Source organism: Arthrobacter dokdonellae (genome assembly GCF_003268655.1).
Lineage (GTDB): Bacteria > Actinomycetota > Actinomycetes > Actinomycetales > Micrococcaceae > Specibacter > Specibacter dokdonellae.
The window spans coordinates 2266292-2284754 of sequence record NZ_CP029642.1; the positions used below are offsets into that span (position 1 = coordinate 2266292).

General features: G+C 66.6%; 17 protein-coding genes and 2 pseudogenes. 11 read left to right on the forward strand and 8 right to left on the reverse strand.

All coding sequences use genetic code 11. The features are described from left to right. Nucleotides 1–232: 232 nt before the first annotated feature. Together DMB86_RS10035 and DMB86_RS10040 are read right to left on the reverse strand one after the other, a co-directional pair. Nucleotides 233–463 (reverse strand): annotated as a pseudogene (locus tag DMB86_RS10035) (hypothetical protein); the annotation flags it as partial. Nucleotides 464–549: 86 nt separating this feature from the next. Further along, complete coding sequence (locus DMB86_RS10040; protein ID WP_113719470.1) at nucleotides 550–885, reverse strand: Hsp20/alpha crystallin family protein; 336 nt, start codon at nucleotides 883–885, stop codon at nucleotides 550–552. A 176-nt stretch (nucleotides 886–1061) separates the two neighbouring features. On the opposite strand from DMB86_RS10040, the pseudogene DMB86_RS10045 reads away from it, so the two are divergent. Then, nucleotides 1062–1339 (forward strand): annotated as a pseudogene (locus DMB86_RS10045) (MerR family transcriptional regulator). A gap of 109 nt (nucleotides 1340–1448) precedes the next feature. On the opposite strand, the gene DMB86_RS10050 reads toward DMB86_RS10045, so the two are convergent. Beyond that, nucleotides 1449–2234 carry an isocitrate lyase/PEP mutase family protein gene (locus DMB86_RS10050; protein ID WP_113717632.1) on the reverse strand — a complete coding sequence of 262 codons (786 nt, stop codon included), beginning with the start codon at nucleotides 2232–2234 and terminating at the stop codon, nucleotides 1449–1451. Nucleotides 2235–2355: 121 nt separating this feature from the next. Here DMB86_RS10050 and DMB86_RS10055 point away from each other — a divergent pair, with 121 nt between their 5' ends. From DMB86_RS10055 to DMB86_RS10065, 3 genes are all read left to right on the forward strand, one after another. After that, nucleotides 2356–2904, forward strand: a complete 549-nt coding sequence (locus DMB86_RS10055; RefSeq protein WP_113717633.1) for a DUF488 domain-containing protein — start codon at nucleotides 2356–2358, stop codon at nucleotides 2902–2904. A 137-nt stretch (nucleotides 2905–3041) separates the two neighbouring features. Next, complete coding sequence (locus tag DMB86_RS10060; RefSeq protein ID WP_113717634.1) at nucleotides 3042–3446, forward strand: DUF4383 domain-containing protein; 405 nt, start codon at nucleotides 3042–3044, stop codon at nucleotides 3444–3446. A gap of 2 nt (nucleotides 3447–3448) precedes the next feature. Next, nucleotides 3449–4156, forward strand: coding sequence for a hypothetical protein (locus tag DMB86_RS10065; protein ID WP_113717635.1), 708 nt, complete (start codon nucleotides 3449–3451; stop codon nucleotides 4154–4156). A 112-nt stretch (nucleotides 4157–4268) separates the two neighbouring features. Here DMB86_RS10065 and DMB86_RS10070 read toward each other — a convergent pair whose 3' ends face one another. The 4 genes from DMB86_RS10070 to DMB86_RS10085 are packed head-to-tail and all read right to left on the reverse strand — an operon-like array spanning nucleotide 4269 to nucleotide 6910. Beyond that, nucleotides 4269–4847 (reverse strand): hypothetical protein, encoded by a 579-nt coding sequence (locus DMB86_RS10070; protein WP_113717636.1) that lies wholly within the window; start codon nucleotides 4845–4847, stop codon nucleotides 4269–4271. Between the two features lie 37 nt (nucleotides 4848–4884). Then, nucleotides 4885–5319, reverse strand: coding sequence for a cupredoxin domain-containing protein (locus tag DMB86_RS10075; protein ID WP_113717637.1), 435 nt, complete (start codon nucleotides 5317–5319; stop codon nucleotides 4885–4887). Between the two features lie 50 nt (nucleotides 5320–5369). Next, a complete protein-coding gene (locus DMB86_RS10080; RefSeq protein ID WP_113717638.1) occupies nucleotides 5370–6098 on the reverse strand; it encodes a class F sortase in 729 nt (242 codons plus the stop codon). A 17-nt stretch (nucleotides 6099–6115) separates the two neighbouring features. After that, the gene (locus DMB86_RS10085) at nucleotides 6116–6910 is read right to left on the reverse strand and encodes a hypothetical protein (RefSeq protein WP_113717639.1); all 795 of its coding nucleotides are present in this window, start codon (nucleotides 6908–6910) and stop codon (nucleotides 6116–6118) included. 282 nt (nucleotides 6911–7192) lie between these two features. On the opposite strand from DMB86_RS10085, the gene DMB86_RS10090 reads away from it, so the two are divergent. The 7 genes from DMB86_RS10090 (at nucleotide 7193) to DMB86_RS10120 (ending at nucleotide 17931) form a co-directional block, all read left to right on the forward strand. Further along, nucleotides 7193–7756: a 2Fe-2S iron-sulfur cluster-binding protein gene (locus DMB86_RS10090; protein ID WP_113717640.1), complete on the forward strand. Its 564-nt coding sequence runs from the start codon at nucleotides 7193–7195 to the stop codon at nucleotides 7754–7756. Continuing rightward, the gene (locus DMB86_RS10095) at nucleotides 7753–8748 is read left to right on the forward strand and encodes an FAD binding domain-containing protein (RefSeq protein ID WP_113717641.1); all 996 of its coding nucleotides are present in this window, start codon (nucleotides 7753–7755) and stop codon (nucleotides 8746–8748) included. Before DMB86_RS10090 ends, DMB86_RS10095 begins: the two co-directional genes overlap by 4 nt. Then, nucleotides 8741–10822, forward strand: a complete 2082-nt coding sequence (locus DMB86_RS10100) for a xanthine dehydrogenase family protein molybdopterin-binding subunit (RefSeq protein ID WP_113717642.1) — start codon at nucleotides 8741–8743, stop codon at nucleotides 10820–10822. Before DMB86_RS10095 ends, DMB86_RS10100 begins: the two co-directional genes overlap by 8 nt. A 170-nt stretch (nucleotides 10823–10992) precedes the next feature. Beyond that, nucleotides 10993–13239 carry a glycogen debranching protein GlgX gene (gene glgX / locus DMB86_RS10105; RefSeq protein ID WP_113717643.1) on the forward strand — a complete coding sequence of 749 codons (2247 nt, stop codon included), beginning with the start codon at nucleotides 10993–10995 and terminating at the stop codon, nucleotides 13237–13239. Next, complete coding sequence (gene treY, locus DMB86_RS10110) at nucleotides 13236–15590, forward strand: malto-oligosyltrehalose synthase (protein WP_113717644.1); 2355 nt, start codon at nucleotides 13236–13238, stop codon at nucleotides 15588–15590. Before glgX ends, treY begins: the two co-directional genes overlap by 4 nt. A 46-nt stretch (nucleotides 15591–15636) precedes the next feature. After that, a complete protein-coding gene (treZ, locus tag DMB86_RS10115) occupies nucleotides 15637–17418 on the forward strand; it encodes a malto-oligosyltrehalose trehalohydrolase (protein WP_113717645.1) in 1782 nt (593 codons plus the stop codon). A 96-nt stretch (nucleotides 17419–17514) separates the two neighbouring features. Beyond that, nucleotides 17515–17931, forward strand: a complete 417-nt coding sequence (locus DMB86_RS10120) for a low affinity iron permease family protein (RefSeq protein ID WP_113717646.1) — start codon at nucleotides 17515–17517, stop codon at nucleotides 17929–17931. A 19-nt stretch (nucleotides 17932–17950) separates the two neighbouring features. On the opposite strand, the gene DMB86_RS10125 is transcribed toward DMB86_RS10120, so the two are convergent. Continuing rightward, a complete protein-coding gene (locus DMB86_RS10125; protein WP_113717647.1) occupies nucleotides 17951–18202 on the reverse strand; it encodes a hypothetical protein in 252 nt (83 codons plus the stop codon). Nucleotides 18203–18463 lie beyond the last annotated feature (261 nt).

Sequence of the window (18463 nt, forward strand, 5' to 3'; positions counted from 1 at the left end):
AATGGTTCTTCTTGGCGCGGCTTACCATCCACGAGCCAAGGGAAAGCAGGATGGACGCGAAACCCCCGGCATAGGCGTACTCGCTCTTGACGCCTGCGTCATGCAACATCTCGATCATGGGACTCTCCAGGATAAGAAGGACTGGGACACTTCGACTCTGCCACACGCGAGGTCGATTCTGAAGAGGTGGCGCGGCAAAATGCTGCCGGCCGAAGTGCGGGGGCGGTATTTTTGCGGGTGGCAGATAGAAGGCGGCGAAGGAGCGGCGTGCTTCGTCGTCCGTCCAGACCGGGACCACGGCCAGTGCGGCCCCTGTGTCGGCATTGATCCAATGCGCCCGTGGCATGGGTGCTTCGTGGAGTTCCGGATCCAGGAACGGTGCGATGCCCTTGCCCCAGCGTCGCTCGAAGCGTTCGTGGAAAGCAGGCAGCAGTAGCGTGTCGTATCGGCGCCAGGCGGTCATCTCGATCTCCTTCCGCCGGGTGGGATGGTCCCCGGCCGCGCGGCCGGGGACCATCGGTGCCGGCAACGCCGTCAGGTTCTTTCCGGTCAGGCGTTGATGGCCTGGCGGTCTCCTCCCTTGCTGTCAATTGAGATCTTCCGCGGTTTGGCCCGCTCCGCCACGGGGATGCGCAGGGTCAGGACCCCGCTGTCGTAGCTGGCTTGGATGTGCTCCGTGTCCAGGTTTTCACCCAGGACCAATTGGCGGCTGAACACGCCCCGGGGCCGTTCGGCGGCGAGCATCTCCTTGTTGCCGTCCAAGGCTGGGCGTTCGGCCCTGATGGTGACCACGTTGCGTTCCACATCCAGGTCGAGCGACTCCGGGCTGACGCCGGGGAGGTCAAACTCGACCTCAAAGGTGTCCCCGTCCCGCCACGCATCCATCGGAATGGCTGCCGGGCGGGCCCAGGTCCCCAGCACCTGCTGGGTGACCACGCCTGACACACTGGTGCAAGGGAATTTGTTGTAGGACGCAAAGGGGAAAGGTGGGCCTCATGGTCGCCAGGGCTCTGCTGAACCGGGGCGTATATGCCATCTCGGTCGCGGCAGAACTCGTCGGGATGGGCCACCAAAGCCTCAGGCCCTACGAACGCAAGGGACTTCTGGAGCCGTTGCGGACGGAAGGCGGACACGCCGCTACAGCGACAACGACCTGGCGACGCTGAGACGCATACCAGAACTTCTCGCCCAAGGCCTCAAGCTCTCCGGCATCCAACTGGTCCTGAGCCTGAAAACCGAAAACGCGGCCCTCCGGGCCGAACTCGCCCGCGGCCGCGCCGCGGCCGCCAGGAACCGCCGCAACACAGACCTCCAGGGACGGGGCGCCCGCCGTCCGTAAGGTTCAGGCCGCCTGCTGCACGGCGCCGGACGGCGTCCCCGGACAGCGGCCTCAGTGTCTGGCCGCGCCTCGCCGCCGTTCCGGCGGGCTTGAGGGCTGGCGCTGCCGGTCATTCCGCGCTGTCGTGACTGAAGGACACAAGCCGCGACTGTATCTCCCAGTAGGAGGTGGCGGCAGGCACGTGCCTGCCGCCGCGCAGGGCATTGGCAATGTTCACGGCCGCGTCCAACGCTGCGCGGTATGGCAGGGAGCCCGAGCTCACCCGCCGGACTCCCAGCCCACCCAGTTCGGCAACGGTCAGGGAGGCATGCGCCAGCACGTTGACCGGCAGACCAATTGCGGCCGTGACGCTGCGAATGTCCTCCGGGTCCGCAAGCCCGGGCACGAAGATCCCGTCCGCGCCGGCGTCGGCGTAGGCGCTGGCACGGCGAACGACGGCGTCCACTGTGGCTTGTTCGCGAAACCATAAGTTGTCCACGCGCGCATTGATGAACACAGCCGGGCTGCTTCGCTTGACGGCCGCCACCTTGGCGATGGACACTGCCGGGTCCACCAGATGACCGTCGGTGCTGTCCTCCACGTTGATCCCGGCCACGCCGAAGGCCGCCAGTTGGGCCACGAAATCCGCAACCTCGGACGGATCGTCGGAGTAGCCGTCCTCAATGTCCGTCGTGATGTGAACGGGCAGGCTACACAACTGCGTCGCCAATGCGGCCGTCGCCGCCTTGCTGGACCGGGCGCCGTCAGGCAGGCCAGCGCTTGCCGCGATGCCAAAGCTCGTGGTGCCGACGGCGGAGAAGCCGGCCTCGGCAAATGCCAGCGCGGATCCGAGGTCCCACGCATTGGGCAGCAGGAGCGGCGCATCGGCGTGGTGAAGTTCCCAAAAAGAGGCCATTCCCCTTCCCTCCCGTGCGAGCCAGATAGGTGGGTTCGCCTACAGTCTACAAACGCGCCCGGAGTGCGCCAAGGAGCGGCCCGGGACGCCCACAGTATTTTGGGATCGGTACTGTTGCTGGATGAACGACACGACGATTTACACCGTTGGACATTCGACGCATCCGATCGATGAATTCATCGCCCTGCTGAAGTCGCACGGGGTGAAGAAGCTGGTGGACGTGCGCACGATTCCGAAGTCGGGCCACAATCCTCAATTCATGGAGGAGGCCCTGGCTGCCAGTCTGCGGGCCGAAGGCCTGACCTACCGCCGGGCGAAGGCGCTGGGCGGTCTGCGGCATGTGCGCAAGGACAGCCCGAACGGAGGCTGGCGCAACAGGTCGTTTCAGGGCTACGCCGATTACATGCAGACGCGTGAGTTCGCCGAAGCCGTCGATGACTTGGTGGAGCGGGCACAACACAATGACGTGGCGATCATGTGTGCCGAAGCCGTGCCATGGCGTTGCCACCGGTCCATGATTGGAGATGCCCTGGCGGTACGAGGCGTGAGGGTCCTGGACATCATGACCGAGAAGAAGGCGACCCCGCACGTGTTGCGATCCTTCGCACGCGTTCACGGCACGACCATCACCTACCCACCCGAAGACTCAAGCAGCGACGCCCAGGCGTGACGCGCTGGAAAACAGACTTGTTGGATCGGTGCAATCCAAAATCGGCATGCCTACGAATGACTCTCACGGGATCCAACCGGTTCCCGTAAGAGTCGATGCGGACAGGTATCTCCGCACTAGGAAAAGGATTGCAAGCCATGCGCACATCACCAAACCGGCTGCTGGCCACCATCTTCGGAGCCGTCTACCTGTTGGTGGGCCTCGTCGGATTCTTTGTCACCAGCGGGATCGGGTTCTTCGCCACGGAGGGCCGGAACCTGATCATCTTCGAGGTCAACCCCCTGCATAACATCATCCACCTCGCCATCGGGGCCGCGCTGCTGCTGGCCGGACTGGGCTCCGTCACGGCGGCAAAGACCGCCAATTCAACCGTCGGCGCGGTCTACCTCCTCGTGGGCATTGTGGGCCTGTTCCTGACCACGTCCGCACTGAACATCATCGCCCTCAATGGCGCTGACAACGTCCTGCACCTGGCCAGCGCATTGGTGCTGTTGGCGGTCGGTCTGTCCCAGGACCGGACCGTCAGCGCCCGAACCGCCTAGCCATGGCCGCCCTCCAGACGGCTGGAGTCCGTCCCCGGCGTCATTCCCCGCGCGCCCGTCCCACACGGCGCCAGATCTCCCCCGGGTCCGGGAGCCAACTTGTCAGCCTGTACGTCGGCATTGCCGCGGTGGGCATTGCCGCGCTTGGCTGCGCTGCCTCCTCGAGCCTGCTTTCCGGCGCAACCGGCGCAACCGGCGCCACGGGGGGAGCGGCGTGGTGGCGGTGGGCGGCCGCACTCGCGTCGTCGGCATGGGCGGGGGCAGCGCTTGTCTACGCCTTGGCCTCCTGGCGGACCGGGCGCCTGCCCTTGGCCGGCGTGGCGGCCCGAACCGTCGTGGGGGCCGCGTCGGTTCACCTCGCCTTGATCCTCATTGGCGCGTGGCGCCTGCCGGAGGAGTCGAGGTTCCTGGACCTGACCGTGGCTTCGCTGCTGGTGCTGGAACTGTCAGTTCTTGCGGTGGTCGGCTGGCAACATAACAGGGCACTGCGGACCTCTTCCCGCCCAAGGGCCGGTCGGACGCCGTCGGCCCTGGCGGTTGTGGCCACCATGTTTGCCGCGTCGATCGTCGTGGCGTCCGTAACCTCTGTGGGGCTTGCGGCGTCCACAGCCGGGCAACTGGCCGTCCCGCACTCCGGGCACGGCGCCACCAGCCCCGGCTCGCTGCCGGGCAATCTGGAGCAGTTGAGGCATTCCGGCCACCATCATTGAGAAACGGCCACCACCAGGGCAGCGGCGCACGGGGAAAACCCCGGCGCCGCTCGCCGGGCGCACACCCACGCGAAAAGGAAGGTGCCCTCGTCCGGCGCCGCACGGGCGCGGCTTAGTGTTCGCTCCAGCAGGCCAGGATGGTGGTGGCCATTTGGTAGGCGAAATCGGTGCGCGGGACCCGGTTGAAGCCAACGGTCCCAGACATCATCGTGGCGTCGACGTGCAGTGTCATGTTGTCCTTGGCGAAGACCACGGTGCCCGCGTCCGACTGGTAGCCGGGCAGCCCCAGATTGGAGAGGCCGCGGATGGGCGTCGCGTTCAGTGACTTCGCAAGCGACCTGGCACCCGCCTGCGCGGCCGGGCCCGCCGAGTAAACGTGGACGGACATCGTCAAGCTTCCGGACGGCAGGGAGTAGTTGCAGGAATAGATGGTGCCGTTCCACGACAGGGTTGTTCTGGGAGGTGACTTGAGTCCCAGGATCTTGGTGACGTTGTCCTTGGCCTCCGCCGAGCAGACCATCGCGGCGGCCTGCGGCGGCTGTGGCGCGTTCTCCTTGGCTGCCGGGATCGGGACGGTTCCTTGTGACGTGGCGGGCGGGGCCGCGGGCGGCAACGCCGTCCCCGCAGCGCAGCCGCCCAGCAGGATTGCTCCTGCCGCCAGGCCTGCGAGTGCCAGGTAGCGCTTGTTCATTGCCTTAGTCCCTTTTCTTCTCATCGACCCTGTCCGTCTAGTGGACGGTCAGGACACCGTGCATGGCTGACCGGCCGTCGCTGTGGAACGGGTAGCTGCCGGCCTTCCCAGGGGCCTCGAAGGATGCCATGGCGCCGGCCGGGACCGTGACGCTGAAGCTGTGTCCGTCGTCGGAGGTGACTGTGTAGGCGGCGTTGCCCATATTCATGACGGTGACCATGGATCCGGCCGCCACCGGGGCAGCGTTGCGGTAATGGCCCGATTCGATGTGAATCATTCCCGCCATGGCATCCCCCGATGCGGCCATGTCCGACGCCGGCTGGCCGGCCATGCCCGACCCCGGCTGGCCCGACGCCGCAGCGGAGCCCGCGGTGGCGGGTTCGGAACCGGCGGGCGCGGCCGTGCTGCAGCCGCCAAGGCCCAGCATGGCCGCCAGGGCCACGGCCGCGACAAGTTTGTTGTGCTTGCTCATGATCTTCCAATCCAAAACTATTTTCCCCTCGGGCCTGCGGCCCGGGAGGCCTACGACCGGTGGCTGGAGACCAGGTGGCCGTAGACGACCGTGTTTTCGGTGTACTCACCCGTTGCGGGATCAAATCCGCCGCAGGTGATGAGGCGGATTTCAGCGCGGTTCGTGTTGCCGTAGACGGCCAGGGTCGGAAACGTTGCCTTCTTGACCAGGGCCAGCTTGTCGACCCGGAAGACGGCCACGGTGTGGTCGGTCCGTGTCACTGAGAACTGTTCTCCCGGCTTCATTTCGTGGAGCCGGTAAAACAGGCCCTCGGGCGAGGCAAGGTTGTTGACATGGCCGAGGATGACGGCCGGGCCAAGCTGTCCGGGCGTGGGCGAGTACTTGTACCAGCCGCCGGGGTCGCCTGGCTCGCCGCCGGGCACGTCCATTTCGCCATTCGCAGCCTGGCCCAGAGGTACCAGCGCGGTGTTGATGCCGACCTGGGGCACCTGCAGGCTGACAGGGACGGACGCCGGCAGGATGGGCCCGGACGTTGCCGGCGTCGCTGGCTTGGCAGGCTTGGCAGGCTTCGCGGGTGGCGCGGGGGAAACGGCGGCCGGCGTCGGACGTGGGATCGAGCTCGGGTGTGCTGAAGCCTGCAGCGTAGCGGGCTGCGGCGCGGCCCCTGCCGTCGGACTTTGCGGGCCGCAGGCCGTGGCCCCGAGCGCAATGCCCGCGAGCAGGACGCCGGCCGCCGCGGAGGCGGTGAGGCGCCCGCGGCGGCTGGTGTGCTTATTCATCGGGAATCAGGCCGCCGTCAGTTCGACGCGGTCTTCTTGCGGCGCAGAGCCACGAATGCGCCGGTGGCCAGCACCAGTGCACCGGCTCCCGCGAACAGGCCAAGCTCCGGTGTGGATCCGGTGCTGGACTGTGCAACGGCCTGCGTCACGCCTGTGCCGGGTGCTCCGCCAGGCATGGCGCCCATCTGCGAGGCCACAACGGTGCCGCACAGTGCCGGCGACGTGGCGGCCAGCGGCAGGCTGGGAACCAGGTCGCTCTTCTCCTTCTGGGCGGCCGCCGGAAGTGTTGCCGGATCCAGTCCGTGGACCACCACGACGCCGGTCCCTGCCTTGAGCGAGGCAACCGTTGCCGCGTTCATGGTGAAGGTGCGCTTATACGTGTATGACGCGCCCATGCCCGCCACTTTCAAGTCCAGGGCGGCCTTGTCGCTGGTGTCGCCGCTGCTGGAAAGCGTGGTGCCGATCTTGCCGTAGGCGGCGCCGCCTTCGGTGGTGCTGATGACCCCGTCCTTACTGGTGTCCGCAGCCGGAGTCGGGCAGGTGCCCATCCCGTCGATGTGGATGTGCTGCACGTGCGGGTAAGGCGCGCCATTGAACGTGGCGGCGAGGCCGCTGACGTTTTCGGTGACCGTTGCCTGGTCCCCGGTCAGGGAGATCATGACGCTGCCAGTGGCGTTGCTGCCGTTAACGGCGCCCAGGTTGGCCTGGTAGGTGGTGGTTCCGCCGTCGGCGGCCATGGCGCCGGCGCCGGAAAACGACACGGCCGCAAGCGCCAGTGCCGGTGCAATCAGGAAAGCAGACTTCTTATTCATAAGAGATTTCTCCTCATCTAGGTGACGGCCCGATACCGGAGCGTCAGGTGTGATTCGGAGCACTGTGGACCGCGGATTGGAGAAACTGGAACATTTCCTGCCCCGCTTGCAGCCGCCCGGGCCGCCTGGCCGCCCAGACCGCCCACGGCGCCGCATCTAGTTTCCTTGCGCGGGGTTGTCCGCCGGCGGGCACTGGGCTAGGTTACGAAAGGGGCACGCCGGTTGAGTGAACCCGCACCGGCCCCCTGCGAAACACCCGTACCAACCGGAGGTGCACGTTTCATGGACATTCAAACCACCCTGCTGGTGGACGGTGAAAAAAGAACGCTGGCCTTGGACACGCGCACCACGCTGTTGGACGCGCTCCGGGACAGATTGGGAGTCACCTCCCCGAAAAAAGGGTGCGACCACGGCCAATGCGGTGCCTGCACGGTGCTGCTTGAGGGCCGGCGCGTGAACTCCTGCCTGGTCCTCGCCGTTGCACAGGACGGAGCCGAAGTGGTCACGGCCGAAGGGCTGGGCAAAGGCACCGCCCTGCACCCTGTGCAGGAAGCCTTCCTGGCCCGGGACGCCTTCCAGTGTGGCTACTGCACCCCCGGGCAGGTCTGTTCCGCCGTGGGCATGCTGCGGGAAGCCGCCGCCGGAAACCCGAGCCACGTCACGGCCGATCTCAACGCGCCGGTTGCATTGAATGACGCGGAAATCCGCGAGCGCATGAGCGGAAACCTGTGCCGCTGCGGCGCTTACGTGAACATTGTTTCCGCGATCCGGGACGTCGCGGCGGAACAGGCAGCCGGAGGCGGTGCCGGCACTGCTTCACCACGGACGGCAGGTGCATCATCATGAGGCCCTTCGAGTACCAGCGTGCCCACGATGCCGCCGGTGCGGTTGCCGCAGTCGCCGCGCGGCCCGGCGCCCGGTTTCTGGCCGGCGGCACCAACCTCGTGGACCACCTGAAGCTCGGCATCGCCGCCCCGGACCTACTGGTGGATGTCAGCGGGCTCCCGCTGGACACTGTAGAAGAACTTCCCGGCGGCCGGGTGCGGGTAGGGGCCATGGTCCGCAACAGCGACCTCGCTGCCCATCCGCTCATCCGGAAGCGCTATCCCGTGCTCTCCGAGGCACTGCTGGCCGGCGCCTCGGGGCAGCTCCGCAACATGGCCACCACGGGCGGAAACCTCCTGCAGCGCACCCGCTGCCTTTACTTCCAGGATGTGACCACGCCGTGCAACAAGCGCGAGCCGGGGTCGGGCTGCTCCGCCGTGGAGGGCTACACCCGCAACCACGCCATCCTGGGCGCCTCGGAGCGCTGCGTGGCCGTCCACCCCTCGGACATGGCGGTCGCGATGGCGGCGCTCGACGCCGACGTCGTGATCCTGGGCGCTGCCGGCGCGCGGACCATACCGCTGACCGCGCTCCACCGTCTTCCCGGCGACGCACCGGACCGGGACACCCTGCTGGAGCACGGCGAACTGATCACCGCCGTGGACCTGCCGCCGGGAACGTATAGCCGGTCCGCGTACCGGAAGGTGCGTGACCGGGCCTCTTACGCGTTCGCGCTGGTGTCCGTGGCCGCCGTCGTGTCCATGGACGACGGCGGCACCATCGGCGACGTGCGACTCGCCCTCGGAGGGGTGGCCCACAAACCCTGGCGCGCTGCCCGCGCGGAGGAAATCCTGCGGGGTGCGCAGGCTTCCGAGGACAATTTCCGCCAGGCTGCGGAAGCTGAACTTGAATCCGCATCGGCGCTCGGGGACAACGCCTTCAAGATACCCATGGTCCGTAACACCATGGTCGCGGTGCTCCGCGATCTGACCGGGAGGCCCGCCGATGTCTGAACTGCTGCAATCCAACGCCATGGGCACCAGCCCCCGCCGCCTTGACGGCATCGCGAAGGTGCGGGGCACCGCGCCCTACGCCTACGAACACCAGGTGGACCACCCGGCGTACCTGTACCCGGTCCAGGCGGACATTGCGCTGGGCAAAGTCAGGCGCATCACCACGGCCGCGGCGGAGGGACTGGACGGCGTGATAGCCGTGCTCACCCATCTGAACGCGCCGAGGCTGGCCCGGACCGACGACGCGGAGTATGCCGTCCTCCAGGGACCGCACGTCGGCTTCCGAGGCCAGTTCATTGGCGCGGTGATCGCGGAAACACCCGAAACCGCGCGCCACGCGGCCGGCCTGGTCGCCGTCGAATACGAAAAGGCCGGTCACGACGCCCTGTTCACCCCGGACCATCCCGGGCAATACGCCCCCGAGGCGGCCAACGCCGGGTATGAGACAGACACCAGTGAAGGCGACGTTGAGGGCGCGCTGGCGGGCGCCGCCGTCGTCATTGACCATACGTACACCACGCCCAGTGAGTACAACAATCCCATGGAGCCGCACACCACGGTCGCGTCGTGGGACGGCGGACAGCTGACGCTGTACGACTCCACCCAGGGCGTCCATTCGGTCCGGCAGACCATGGCGCCGCTCTTTGGGCTGGATCCTGAAGACGTCCGGGTTGTCGCACCCCACGTGGGCGGCGGTTTCGGGTCCAAGGGCCTTCCGCACGCGCACGTGGTCCTGGCCGCCCTCGCGGCGCAGTGCAGCAACGGCCGCCCGGTCAAATTTGCCCTGACGCGCCAGCAGATGTTTTCGCTCGCCGGCTATCGGACGCCCACGGTCCAGCATGTGCGGTTGGGCGCGGATGCCGACGGCAGGCTTACCGCCATTTCGCAGGAGGTGGTGGAGCAGACGTCCAAAATCAAGGAGTTCGCGGAGCAGTCCGCGGTGCCGTCGCGAATGATGTATGCAGCGCCGAACCGGTTGACCACGCACCGCCTGGTCCCGCTGGATGTCCCCATCCCGTCGTGGATGCGCGCGCCGGGGGAGTGTCCGGGCATGTTTGGTCCGGAAGTGGCCATGGACGAGCTCGCAGAGGCCTGCGGGCTGGACCCCGTTGAGCTGCGCGCGCGCAACGAGCCGGAGCGTGATCCGGACTCCGGAAAGCCATTCTCCAGCCGCCACCTGCTGGCCTGTTTCACCCAGGGCGCCGAGCGGTTTGGCTGGCACCGGCGCCCAGCGACACCCCGGAGCCTGCTGGTGGATGGCTGGTGGGTGGGCCTGGGCACTGCCAGCTCGACGTACCCGTTCTACCGCAACCCCGGCAATGCCGCTCGAATCTCCTTCGGCAGCGACGGCATCTACACGGTCCAGATCGGTGCGGCGGATCTGGGCACCGGCACCTGGACCACCCTGACCCAGATTGCGGCGGATGCGCTGGGCTGTCCCATGGATGAGGTCCGCCTTGACATCGGGGACACGTCCCTGCCCGTAGCCAGCGTGGCGGGGGGCTCCTCGGGCACGGCAAGCTGGGGCGGGACGATCATCGCCGCGGCCGATGCCTTCCGGAAGGAGCACGGTGACAGTCCTGCAGCCGGCGTCGAAACGCAGGCGCAGGCGCCGGAAGATCCCGACAGCGAACGCTATGCGATGCATTCCTTTGGTGCCCAGTTCGCCGAGGTCAGGGTGAACGCGGACACCGGCGAGGTCCGGGTCGCCCGGATGCTAGGCGTGTTTTCTGCCGGGCGCATCATCAATCCGCGCACCGCACGCTCACAGTTCATTGGTGGAATGACCATGGGAATCGGCATGGCCCTGCATGAGGCGGGCATCATGGATGCCCGGTTCGGCAGCATCATGAACCACGACCTCGCCGAGTACCACATCCCCGCCAACGCCGACATTCTCGACGTCGATGCCGGCTGGCTCGATGAAGCCGACCATCGGGCCGGCGCGCTTGGCGCCAGGGGTATCGGTGAAATCGGCATCGTCGGAGCGGCGGCGGCGATCGCGAACGCGACCTACAACGCGACGGGGATCAGGATACGGGACCTGCCGCTCACCCCTGACAAGTTCCTCTGACCGTGTCCTCCCCGGAAAGGACAAGCCTTCCCTCGAAAGGACGCCACGCCCGAAATGGCAAAAAGGGTCGGCATGGGTGAGTAGGGTTGGTGTCACCGGTCGTGGTGGCGGGCGTCGGTCGCCCCGGTGCCCGCGACGCGACCTCAACAGCAGCAGCCTCAGGAGGACCCATGGAAGTTTGGCCCGGAAACGCATACCCGCTGGGAGCCTCGTTTGACGGGACGGGCACGAACTTTGCCTTGTTTAGCGAGCAGGCCGAAAGGGTGGAGCTGTGCCTCCTGGCGGACGACCGTTCGGAAACGCACATCGAAGTGACTGAAGTGGACGGGTATATTTGGCACTGCTATCTGCCGCAGGTCCAGCCCGGTCAGAAATACGGCTACCGTGTGCACGGCCCCTACGAGCCCGAACATGGCCAACGGTTCAACGGCAACAAGCTTCTCCTTGACCCGTACGCCAAATCCATTCACGGACAAATAGACTGGGACCCCGCGCTCTTCTCCTATGACTTCGGCGATCCGGACTCCCGCAATGACAGCGACTCGGCGCCGCACACGATGTACAGCGTGGTCATCAGCCCCTTCTTTGAGTGGGACGGCGACCGCCAACTGCACATTCCCTACCACGAAACCGTCATCTACGAGGCCCACGTCAAGGGCCTGACCGAGCTGCACCCAGAGGTCCCGGAGGAGCAGCGCGGAACGTATGCCGGCGTCGCCCACCCGGCCGTGATCGAGCACTTCAAAAAACTCGGAATCACGGCGGTGGAGCTCATGCCCGTCCACCAGTTCGTCAACGACGGCACACTCGTGGAGAAGGGTTTGAACAACTACTGGGGGTACAACACCATTGGTTTCTTCGCACCCCAGAACACCTACAGCTCGGATGGCGACGCCGGGCACCAGGTCCAGGAATTCAAGGCCATGGTCCGGGACCTGCACCGGGCGGGCATCGAAGTCATCCTTGACGTGGTGTACAACCACACGGCCGAAGGCAACCACCTGGGCCCCACCTTGTCGTTCAAGGGCATCGACAACGCGGCCTACTACCGCCTGGTCGACGACGACCTGAAGCACTACATGGACTACACCGGAACCGGGAATTCACTCAACGTCCGGCACCCCCATTCCCTGCAACTGCTCATGGACTCGCTGCGGTACTGGGTCACGGACATGCACGTGGACGGATTCCGGTTTGACCTCGCCTCCACCCTGGCCCGCGAGTTCTACGACGTCGACAAGCTCTCCACATTCTTCGAACTGATACAACAGGACCCGATCGTCTCCCAGGTCAAGCTCATTGCTGAGCCGTGGGACGTTGGACCGGGCGGCTACCAGGTGGGCAACTTCCCGCCGCAGTGGACCGAATGGAACGGTCAATACCGGGACACGGTCCGTGACTTTTGGCGTGGTGAGCCGTCCACGCTCGGCGAGTTCGCCTCGCGCCTGACGGGCTCGGCCGATTTGTACGAAAGCTCCGGCCGGCGGCCCGTGGCGTCCATCAACTTCGTCACTGCCCACGACGGATTCACACTGCGCGACCTCGTGTCCTACAACGACAAGCACAATGAAGCCAATGGTGAGGACAACAACGACGGCGAGTCCCACAACCGCTCCTGGAACTGTGGCGTGGAAGGCGACTCCGACGACGACGCCGTCCTCGCGCTGCGTGCCCGCCAGCAGCGCAACTTCATCGCCACACTTCTGCTCTCGCAGGGAGTCCCGATGCTCCTGCACGGCGACGAGCTCAGCCGCACCCAGCAGGGAAACAACAACTCCTACTGCCAGGACTCCGAGCTCAGCTGGGTGCACTGGGACGCCATGGACCAGCCGCTGGTGGAATTCACCGCGGTGGTCAACAAGATCCGGCACGATCACCCCACGTTCCGGCGCAGCCGCTTCTTCGACGGCCGGCCAGTAGTCCGTGGCGAGGGCGAAAAGCTTCCTGACATCGTTTGGCTCAAACCCGACGGCACGGAGATGCGTCCCGACGACTGGGACAGCGGGTTCGGCCGGACCATCGGCGTGTTCTACAACGGGGACGGCATCCGGGAACAGGATTCCCGCGGCCGGCGGATCACCGACGACAGCTTCCTCATGGGCTTCAACGCCCATGTCGACAGCGTGGACTTCCAGCTCCCGGGAGAGGAATATTCGCCGTTCTGGGAAATTCTGGTTGACACCGCCGACGGCGACGACGCCGAACCGCTCAAGGCCGGATCCGTGCTCACACTGGAAGCGAAGTCCCTCGTCGTGCTGCGCGCCTACTCGGGTCCGGAGGCCGAGGTGGACTACTCGGCCGCCGCGTCCATGGCCGCCATGGCTTCCGATGAGGACGACGCCGACGCCACCGACGGGACCGGGGCGGCCCAGCCGTCGGGCGCACCGGCCGGAACCGCGAAGGCCACGTCTCCGTGAGGACCCCGGTTTCGACGTACCGGCTGCAGGTCAACGCGGACTTCACCCTTTGGGACGCGGCCGGGACCGTGCCCTATTTGAAGTCTCTCGGCGTGGACTGGATCTACCTTTCGCCGATCCTGACGGCCGAAAGGGGCTCCACCCACGGCTACGACGTCACAGACCCCTCCGCCGTCGATCCGGAGCGCGGCGGCCCCGAGGGGCTGCTGGCTGTTTCCCGGGCGGCCCGCGAAGCGGGACTGGGGATTCTCGTGGACATCGTTCCCAACCATGTGGGCGTGGCCACCCCGTCGCAAAACCCCTGGTGGTGGTCCCTGCTGAAGGAAGGCAGGGCCTCGCCCTACGCCCAGGCCTTCGACGTTGACTGGGAAGCCGGCAACGGCCGCGTCCGGATCCCGATCCTGGGCGACGACTCCGACCTGGATGCCCTGGAGGTCAAGGACGGACAGCTGACGTACCACGAGCACAGCTTTCCGCTCGCCGCGGGCAGTTACACGCGCGGCGACGATCCACGCACGGTGCACGGACGCCAGAACTACGAACTCATCGGCTGGCGCCGTGCCGACAACGAGTTGAACTACCGGCGCTTCTTCGCCGTCAATTCGCTCGCCGGCATCCGCGTGGAAGTCCCCGAGGTGTTCGACGGCGCGCACGTGGAGATCCTCCGCTGGTTCCGGGAAGGGCTGGTCGACGGATTGCGGATTGACCATCCGGACGGCCTGGCCTGCCCTGAGAGCTACCTTCGCAGGCTGCGCGAGGCCACGGGCGGCCGCTACCTGCTGATCGAGAAGATACTCGAGCCGGGGGAGACCCTCCCCGCTACCTTCGACTGTGAGGGAACCACCGGCTACGACGCCCTGGCGGACGTGGACCGGGTCCTGGTCGATGCCCGCGGCCAGGTGGGGCTCGACGCCCTGGATGCCGGGCTGCGCGGCGGCGCGCCGGCCGACTACGGGCAGATGATCCATGGCACCAAGCGCCGGGTCACCGACGGCATCCTGCACTCGGAAGTGCTGCGGCTGGCCCGCCTGGTGCCTTCCAGCGCCGGCCTGAGCCAGAAGGATTCCGCGGACGCGCTTTCTGAAATCATTGCCGCGATGCCTGTCTACCGCACCTACCTGCCGCACGGACGGCACGTCCTGAGGGAAGCGTGCGCGGCCGCGGCCCGCCGACGGCCGGCCCTGAAGGCTGCGGTAAATCAGCTGCTCCCGCTCCTGCTGAACGCAGGCACGGACGACGGCGGCGAGCTCGGGCGGCGCTTTCAGCAGACCTCCGGCATGGTCATGGCCAAGGGCGTGGAGGACACCGCTTTTTTCCGGTACACCCGGCTGGGGAGCCTCACCGAGGTGGGGGCCGATCCGACCGAGTTCGCCCTCGAGCCGGATGGATTCCACGCACGGATGAGCCGCCGCCTGGGCGGTCTTCCACTGTCCATGACGACGCTGAGCACCCACGACACCAAGCGCAGCGAGGATACCCGGGCCAGGATCTCCGTGCTGGCCGAGCTGGCGCCGGAATGGGAGCGCACCCTGGACAGGCTGCAGCAGCTGGCGCCGTTGCCGGACGGCCCGTTTGCCAACCTCCTGTGGCAGTCCGTCGCCGGGGTCTGGCCGGCGGACCGGGGACGGCTGCAGTCCTACGCGCAGAAGGCGGCACGGGAAGCGGGCAACTCAACGAACTGGACCGACCCGGACCCTGGCTTTGAGGCGAGCGTTGCCTCCGCCGTCGACGCTGCCTTCGACAACGACGACGTGCGTCGGGAACTGGATTCCCTGGTTTCACTGCTGGAGCCCTACGGGGCATCCAACGCCCTCGCGGCGAAGCTGGTGCAGCTGACCATGCCCGGGGTGCCGGATGTGTATCAGGGCACTGAATTCTGGGACCGGTCCCTGACTGACCCGGACAACCGCCGGCCTGTCGATTTCGCCGCGCGCCGCCGCGCGCTTCAGGAACTCGATTCGGGTGGGCGCCCTGCGTCGCCCAGAGCCGATTCGGCCAAATTGCTGGTCACCTCGCGGGCGCTGCGGCTGCGCCGCGACCGTCCCGGGCTGTTCGCCGGCTATGCGCCTGTTGCGGCGACGGGTGCGGCCGCGGTGCACCTGCTCGGGTTCGATCGTGGGAGCACACCGGGCCACGGGGCCTTGACGCTGGTGACGCGCCTGCCCAGACGCCTGGAACAAGACGGCGGCTGGCAGGACACCGCCGTCACCTTCGACGCGGAAATGACTGATGAGTTGACCGGCAGGACCTTTGGTCCGGGCGAGTCAGCCGTGGCCGACATCATGAATGACTACCCCGTGGCCCTCCTCGCCCCTGCGGGCAAGCGCGGAGACGGGGGATGGACAAAATAGCGGGAAGTGTGGAACTGCGAACCACGGAAGGCGAGGGAATGGTGACATGACGTTGCATGGACAGGGAACCGGACGCTTTGACCTCTGGGCGCCCGAAGCGGAAACGGTCACGCTTGTGGCCGCGGGCCGGAAGCATCCCATGAGCCGCCGCGCGGGCGATGCGGCCGGCAACGAGGGATGGTGGACGGCGGCCGATGCGCCGGCCGGGGAAGAAGTCGACTACGGCTACCTGCTGGATGCGGAGACCACACCCCTGCCGGACCCCCGGTCCCGGCGCCAGCCCAGGGGCGTCCACGACCTCTCACGGACCTTCGACCCGTCCGTCCACAGCTGGAAGGACGCGCGGTGGCGGGGCCGCCAGTTGGCCGGGGCAGTCATCTACGAACTGCATCTGGGCACCTTCACCTCCGAAGGCACACTCGAGGCCGCCAGTGAAAGGTTGGGCTACCTGTCCGAGCTTGGCATCGACTTCGTGGAACTGCTTCCGGTCAACGGTTTCGACGGCACGCACAACTGGGGGTACGACGGCGTCCTCTGGTATGCGGTGCACGAAGCCTACGGCGGACCGGCGGCCTACCAGAAGTTCGTCGACGCCGCGCATGCGGCGGGAATCGGCGTCATCCAGGACGTGGTGTACAACCACTTGGGCCCGAGCGGAAATTACCTGCCCCGCTTCGGTCCGTACCTGCTGCCGGGGGAGGGCAACACCTGGGGCGATTCCGTCAATCTTGATGGTCCCGGCTCGGACACCGTTCGCGGGTACATCCTTGACAACGCCGGCATGTGGTTGCGCGACTACCATGTGGACGGCCTTCGGCTTGACGCCGTCCACGCGTTCAAGGACGCCCGAGCCATGCGCCTGCTCGAGGAACTCGGAGCCCTCGCCGGCACCGTTTCGGCCGAAACCGGCCGTCCGGTGTCCATGATCGCGGAATCCGACCTCAACGACCCGCGGCTGGTCTACCCGCGAAACGTCAACGGTTATGGACTTGCCGGCCAGTGGAGCGACGACTTCCACCACGCCGTGCACGCCAACGTCACCGGCGAGTCCGACGGGTACTACAGGGATTTCACAACGCTGGGCGCCCTGGCCAAGGTCCTGCAACGCGGGTTCTTCCACGATGGCACCTACTCCAGCTTCCGCGGCCGGCACCACGGCCGCCCCATCGACCCCGCCCTGGTTGGGCCGGCAGCCCTGGTGGTGTGCAACCAAAACCACGACCAGATCGGCAACCGTGCCGCCGGAGACAGGCCGTCGCAGACGTTGGGCTACGGGCAGCTGGCGCTTGCCGCCGTCGCCACGCTGATGTGTCCCTTCACCCCAATGTTGTTCATGGGCGAGGAATTCGGTGCGAGCACCCCGTGGCAGTTCTTCACCTCCTTCGCTGACACGAAACTCGGGGAGGCCACCGCCGTGGGCAGGGTGAAGGAATTCGAACAGATGGGGTGGGATCCGGCAACCGTGCCCGACCCCCAGGACCCCCGGACCTTCACGCGGTCCAAGCTGAACTGGCCGGAGGCGGACGACGGCGACCACGCGCGATTGCTGGCGCTCTACCGGCGCTTGATCTCCCTGCGGCGGGCGAACCCGCAGCTGGTCCGCGCCGGTTTTGCCGGCACGACGGTCGAGTTCAGTGAGCGGGACAAATGGCTTGTTCTCCATCGAGGCGGACTCTGCATCGCGTTCAACTTCTCCGCCGTTGCGCGCCCCGTCCCAGTCTCGGGATCCGCCCTGCTGTTGGCCACGGACGACGACATAGTTCCCACGCCCGGAAACGGCGCCGAAGGGCTCCAACTGCCCCCTTACAGCGCGGCAGTCGTTGCGTGATCTCCCCCAATGGAAGAGCACGGGCATGTCGCGGGACTCCGGCCGCACCTGGCCATGCGGCTATGATCAGCCTTGTTTCCTACAGAAAAGAATTCCGTGAGTCCACGCAAGAAGGAAGACGTCTTCAGCCGTTTCACCACGAAGACGTCGACCGCCCTTGGCCGTCCCCCCGTCTTTATCGGCGCGGTGGCCGTGCTTATCCTCTGGGCGGTCAGCGGGCCCCTTCTGGGCTTTTCCGACACCTGGCAGCTGCTCATCAACACCGGGACCACGATCGTGACCTTTCTGATGGTGTTCATCATTCAAAACACCCAGAACCGGGACAACCTCGCCATCAACCTCAAGCTCGATGCGTTGATGATGGAGCTGAAGGTCACCAACTCCAAGCTGTACGGCGCGGAGGAAAACGGCGAGAAGGCCCTGCAGCGCCAGACCAGGAAGATTCGGGCCGAGGCGGACGAGCAGGACCCCGACACTCCTGACAACGCGCACGGCGACGTGGTGGCCGGCTAGCCCGGCCTTTCCGCCAAAGCTAGCTTTCGAGCCCTTCGCCCGGCCCGGCCAAACGGTCAGCGTCGCCGAGACCGGCCTGCCCGCCCAATCCCGCGGGCCCCGGCGGGTGGGTGCCCATCAAGTCCTCGGGTTGCACGTCCAGCCGGGCGAGCAGCTCGGGGTCGCTGTCCGTGTCGACAACGGCAGGGAGGTCCGCCTCCGCCTCGGCCGCCTTGCCGGCATCGCCTCGGGCAACCAGATAATCGATGATTTGCTGCTTGGTGTACTGCATGACTGCTTCCTCTGTTCTTCGCCGGCCCGAAACCGTCCCTGTCAGTTGGCCGGGCCGTTGGCCCGCGCTGCTTGCTGGACGTGTTCCTGCCCCGTTTGCGAGCGGCACCCACTGTTCTTCCTGCATCATAGCCCCGGGGCAGCCCGGCTTGGGAAGAGTTTTCGACGATGACATATTCAGCTGCCCGCCCCCTGAAGGACGGACGTTGAAGCACGCCCACCGGAACGTCGTGGGGCGGGACTTCATGGGGGTCCATAAAAT

Bases quoted from the DNA above. Each gene is read 5' to 3' on its own strand.
- DMB86_RS10125 (WP_113717647.1), bottom strand. From the start codon at position 18,202: ATGCAGTACACCAAGCAGCAAATCATCGATTATCTGGTTGCCCGAGGC.
- DMB86_RS10055 (WP_113717633.1), top strand. From the start codon at position 2,356: ATGAACGACACGACGATTTACACCGTTGGACATTCGACGCATCCGATC.
- DMB86_RS10075 (WP_113717637.1), bottom strand. From the start codon at position 5,319: ATGAGCAAGCACAACAAACTTGTCGCGGCCGTGGCCCTGGCGGCCATG.
- DMB86_RS10060 (WP_113717634.1), top strand. From the start codon at position 3,042: ATGCGCACATCACCAAACCGGCTGCTGGCCACCATCTTCGGAGCCGTC.
- DMB86_RS10065 (WP_113717635.1), top strand. From the start codon at position 3,449: ATGGCCGCCCTCCAGACGGCTGGAGTCCGTCCCCGGCGTCATTCCCCG.
- DMB86_RS10085 (WP_113717639.1), bottom strand. From the start codon at position 6,910: ATGAATAAGAAGTCTGCTTTCCTGATTGCACCGGCACTGGCGCTTGCG.
- DMB86_RS10095 (WP_113717641.1), top strand. From the start codon at position 7,753: ATGAGGCCCTTCGAGTACCAGCGTGCCCACGATGCCGCCGGTGCGGTT.
- DMB86_RS10080 (WP_113717638.1), bottom strand. From the start codon at position 6,098: ATGAATAAGCACACCAGCCGCCGCGGGCGCCTCACCGCCTCCGCGGCG.
- DMB86_RS10070 (WP_113717636.1), bottom strand. From the start codon at position 4,847: ATGAACAAGCGCTACCTGGCACTCGCAGGCCTGGCGGCAGGAGCAATC.
- DMB86_RS10050 (WP_113717632.1), bottom strand. From the start codon at position 2,234: ATGGCCTCTTTTTGGGAACTTCACCACGCCGATGCGCCGCTCCTGCTG.
- DMB86_RS10100 (WP_113717642.1), top strand. From the start codon at position 8,741: ATGTCTGAACTGCTGCAATCCAACGCCATGGGCACCAGCCCCCGCCGC.
- DMB86_RS10040 (WP_113719470.1), bottom strand. From the start codon at position 885: ATGGATGCGTGGCGGGACGGGGACACCTTTGAGGTCGAGTTTGACCTC.
- treZ (WP_113717645.1), top strand. From the start codon at position 15,637: ATGACGTTGCATGGACAGGGAACCGGACGCTTTGACCTCTGGGCGCCC.
- DMB86_RS10090 (WP_113717640.1), top strand. From the start codon at position 7,193: ATGGACATTCAAACCACCCTGCTGGTGGACGGTGAAAAAAGAACGCTG.
- glgX (WP_113717643.1), top strand. From the start codon at position 10,993: ATGGAAGTTTGGCCCGGAAACGCATACCCGCTGGGAGCCTCGTTTGAC.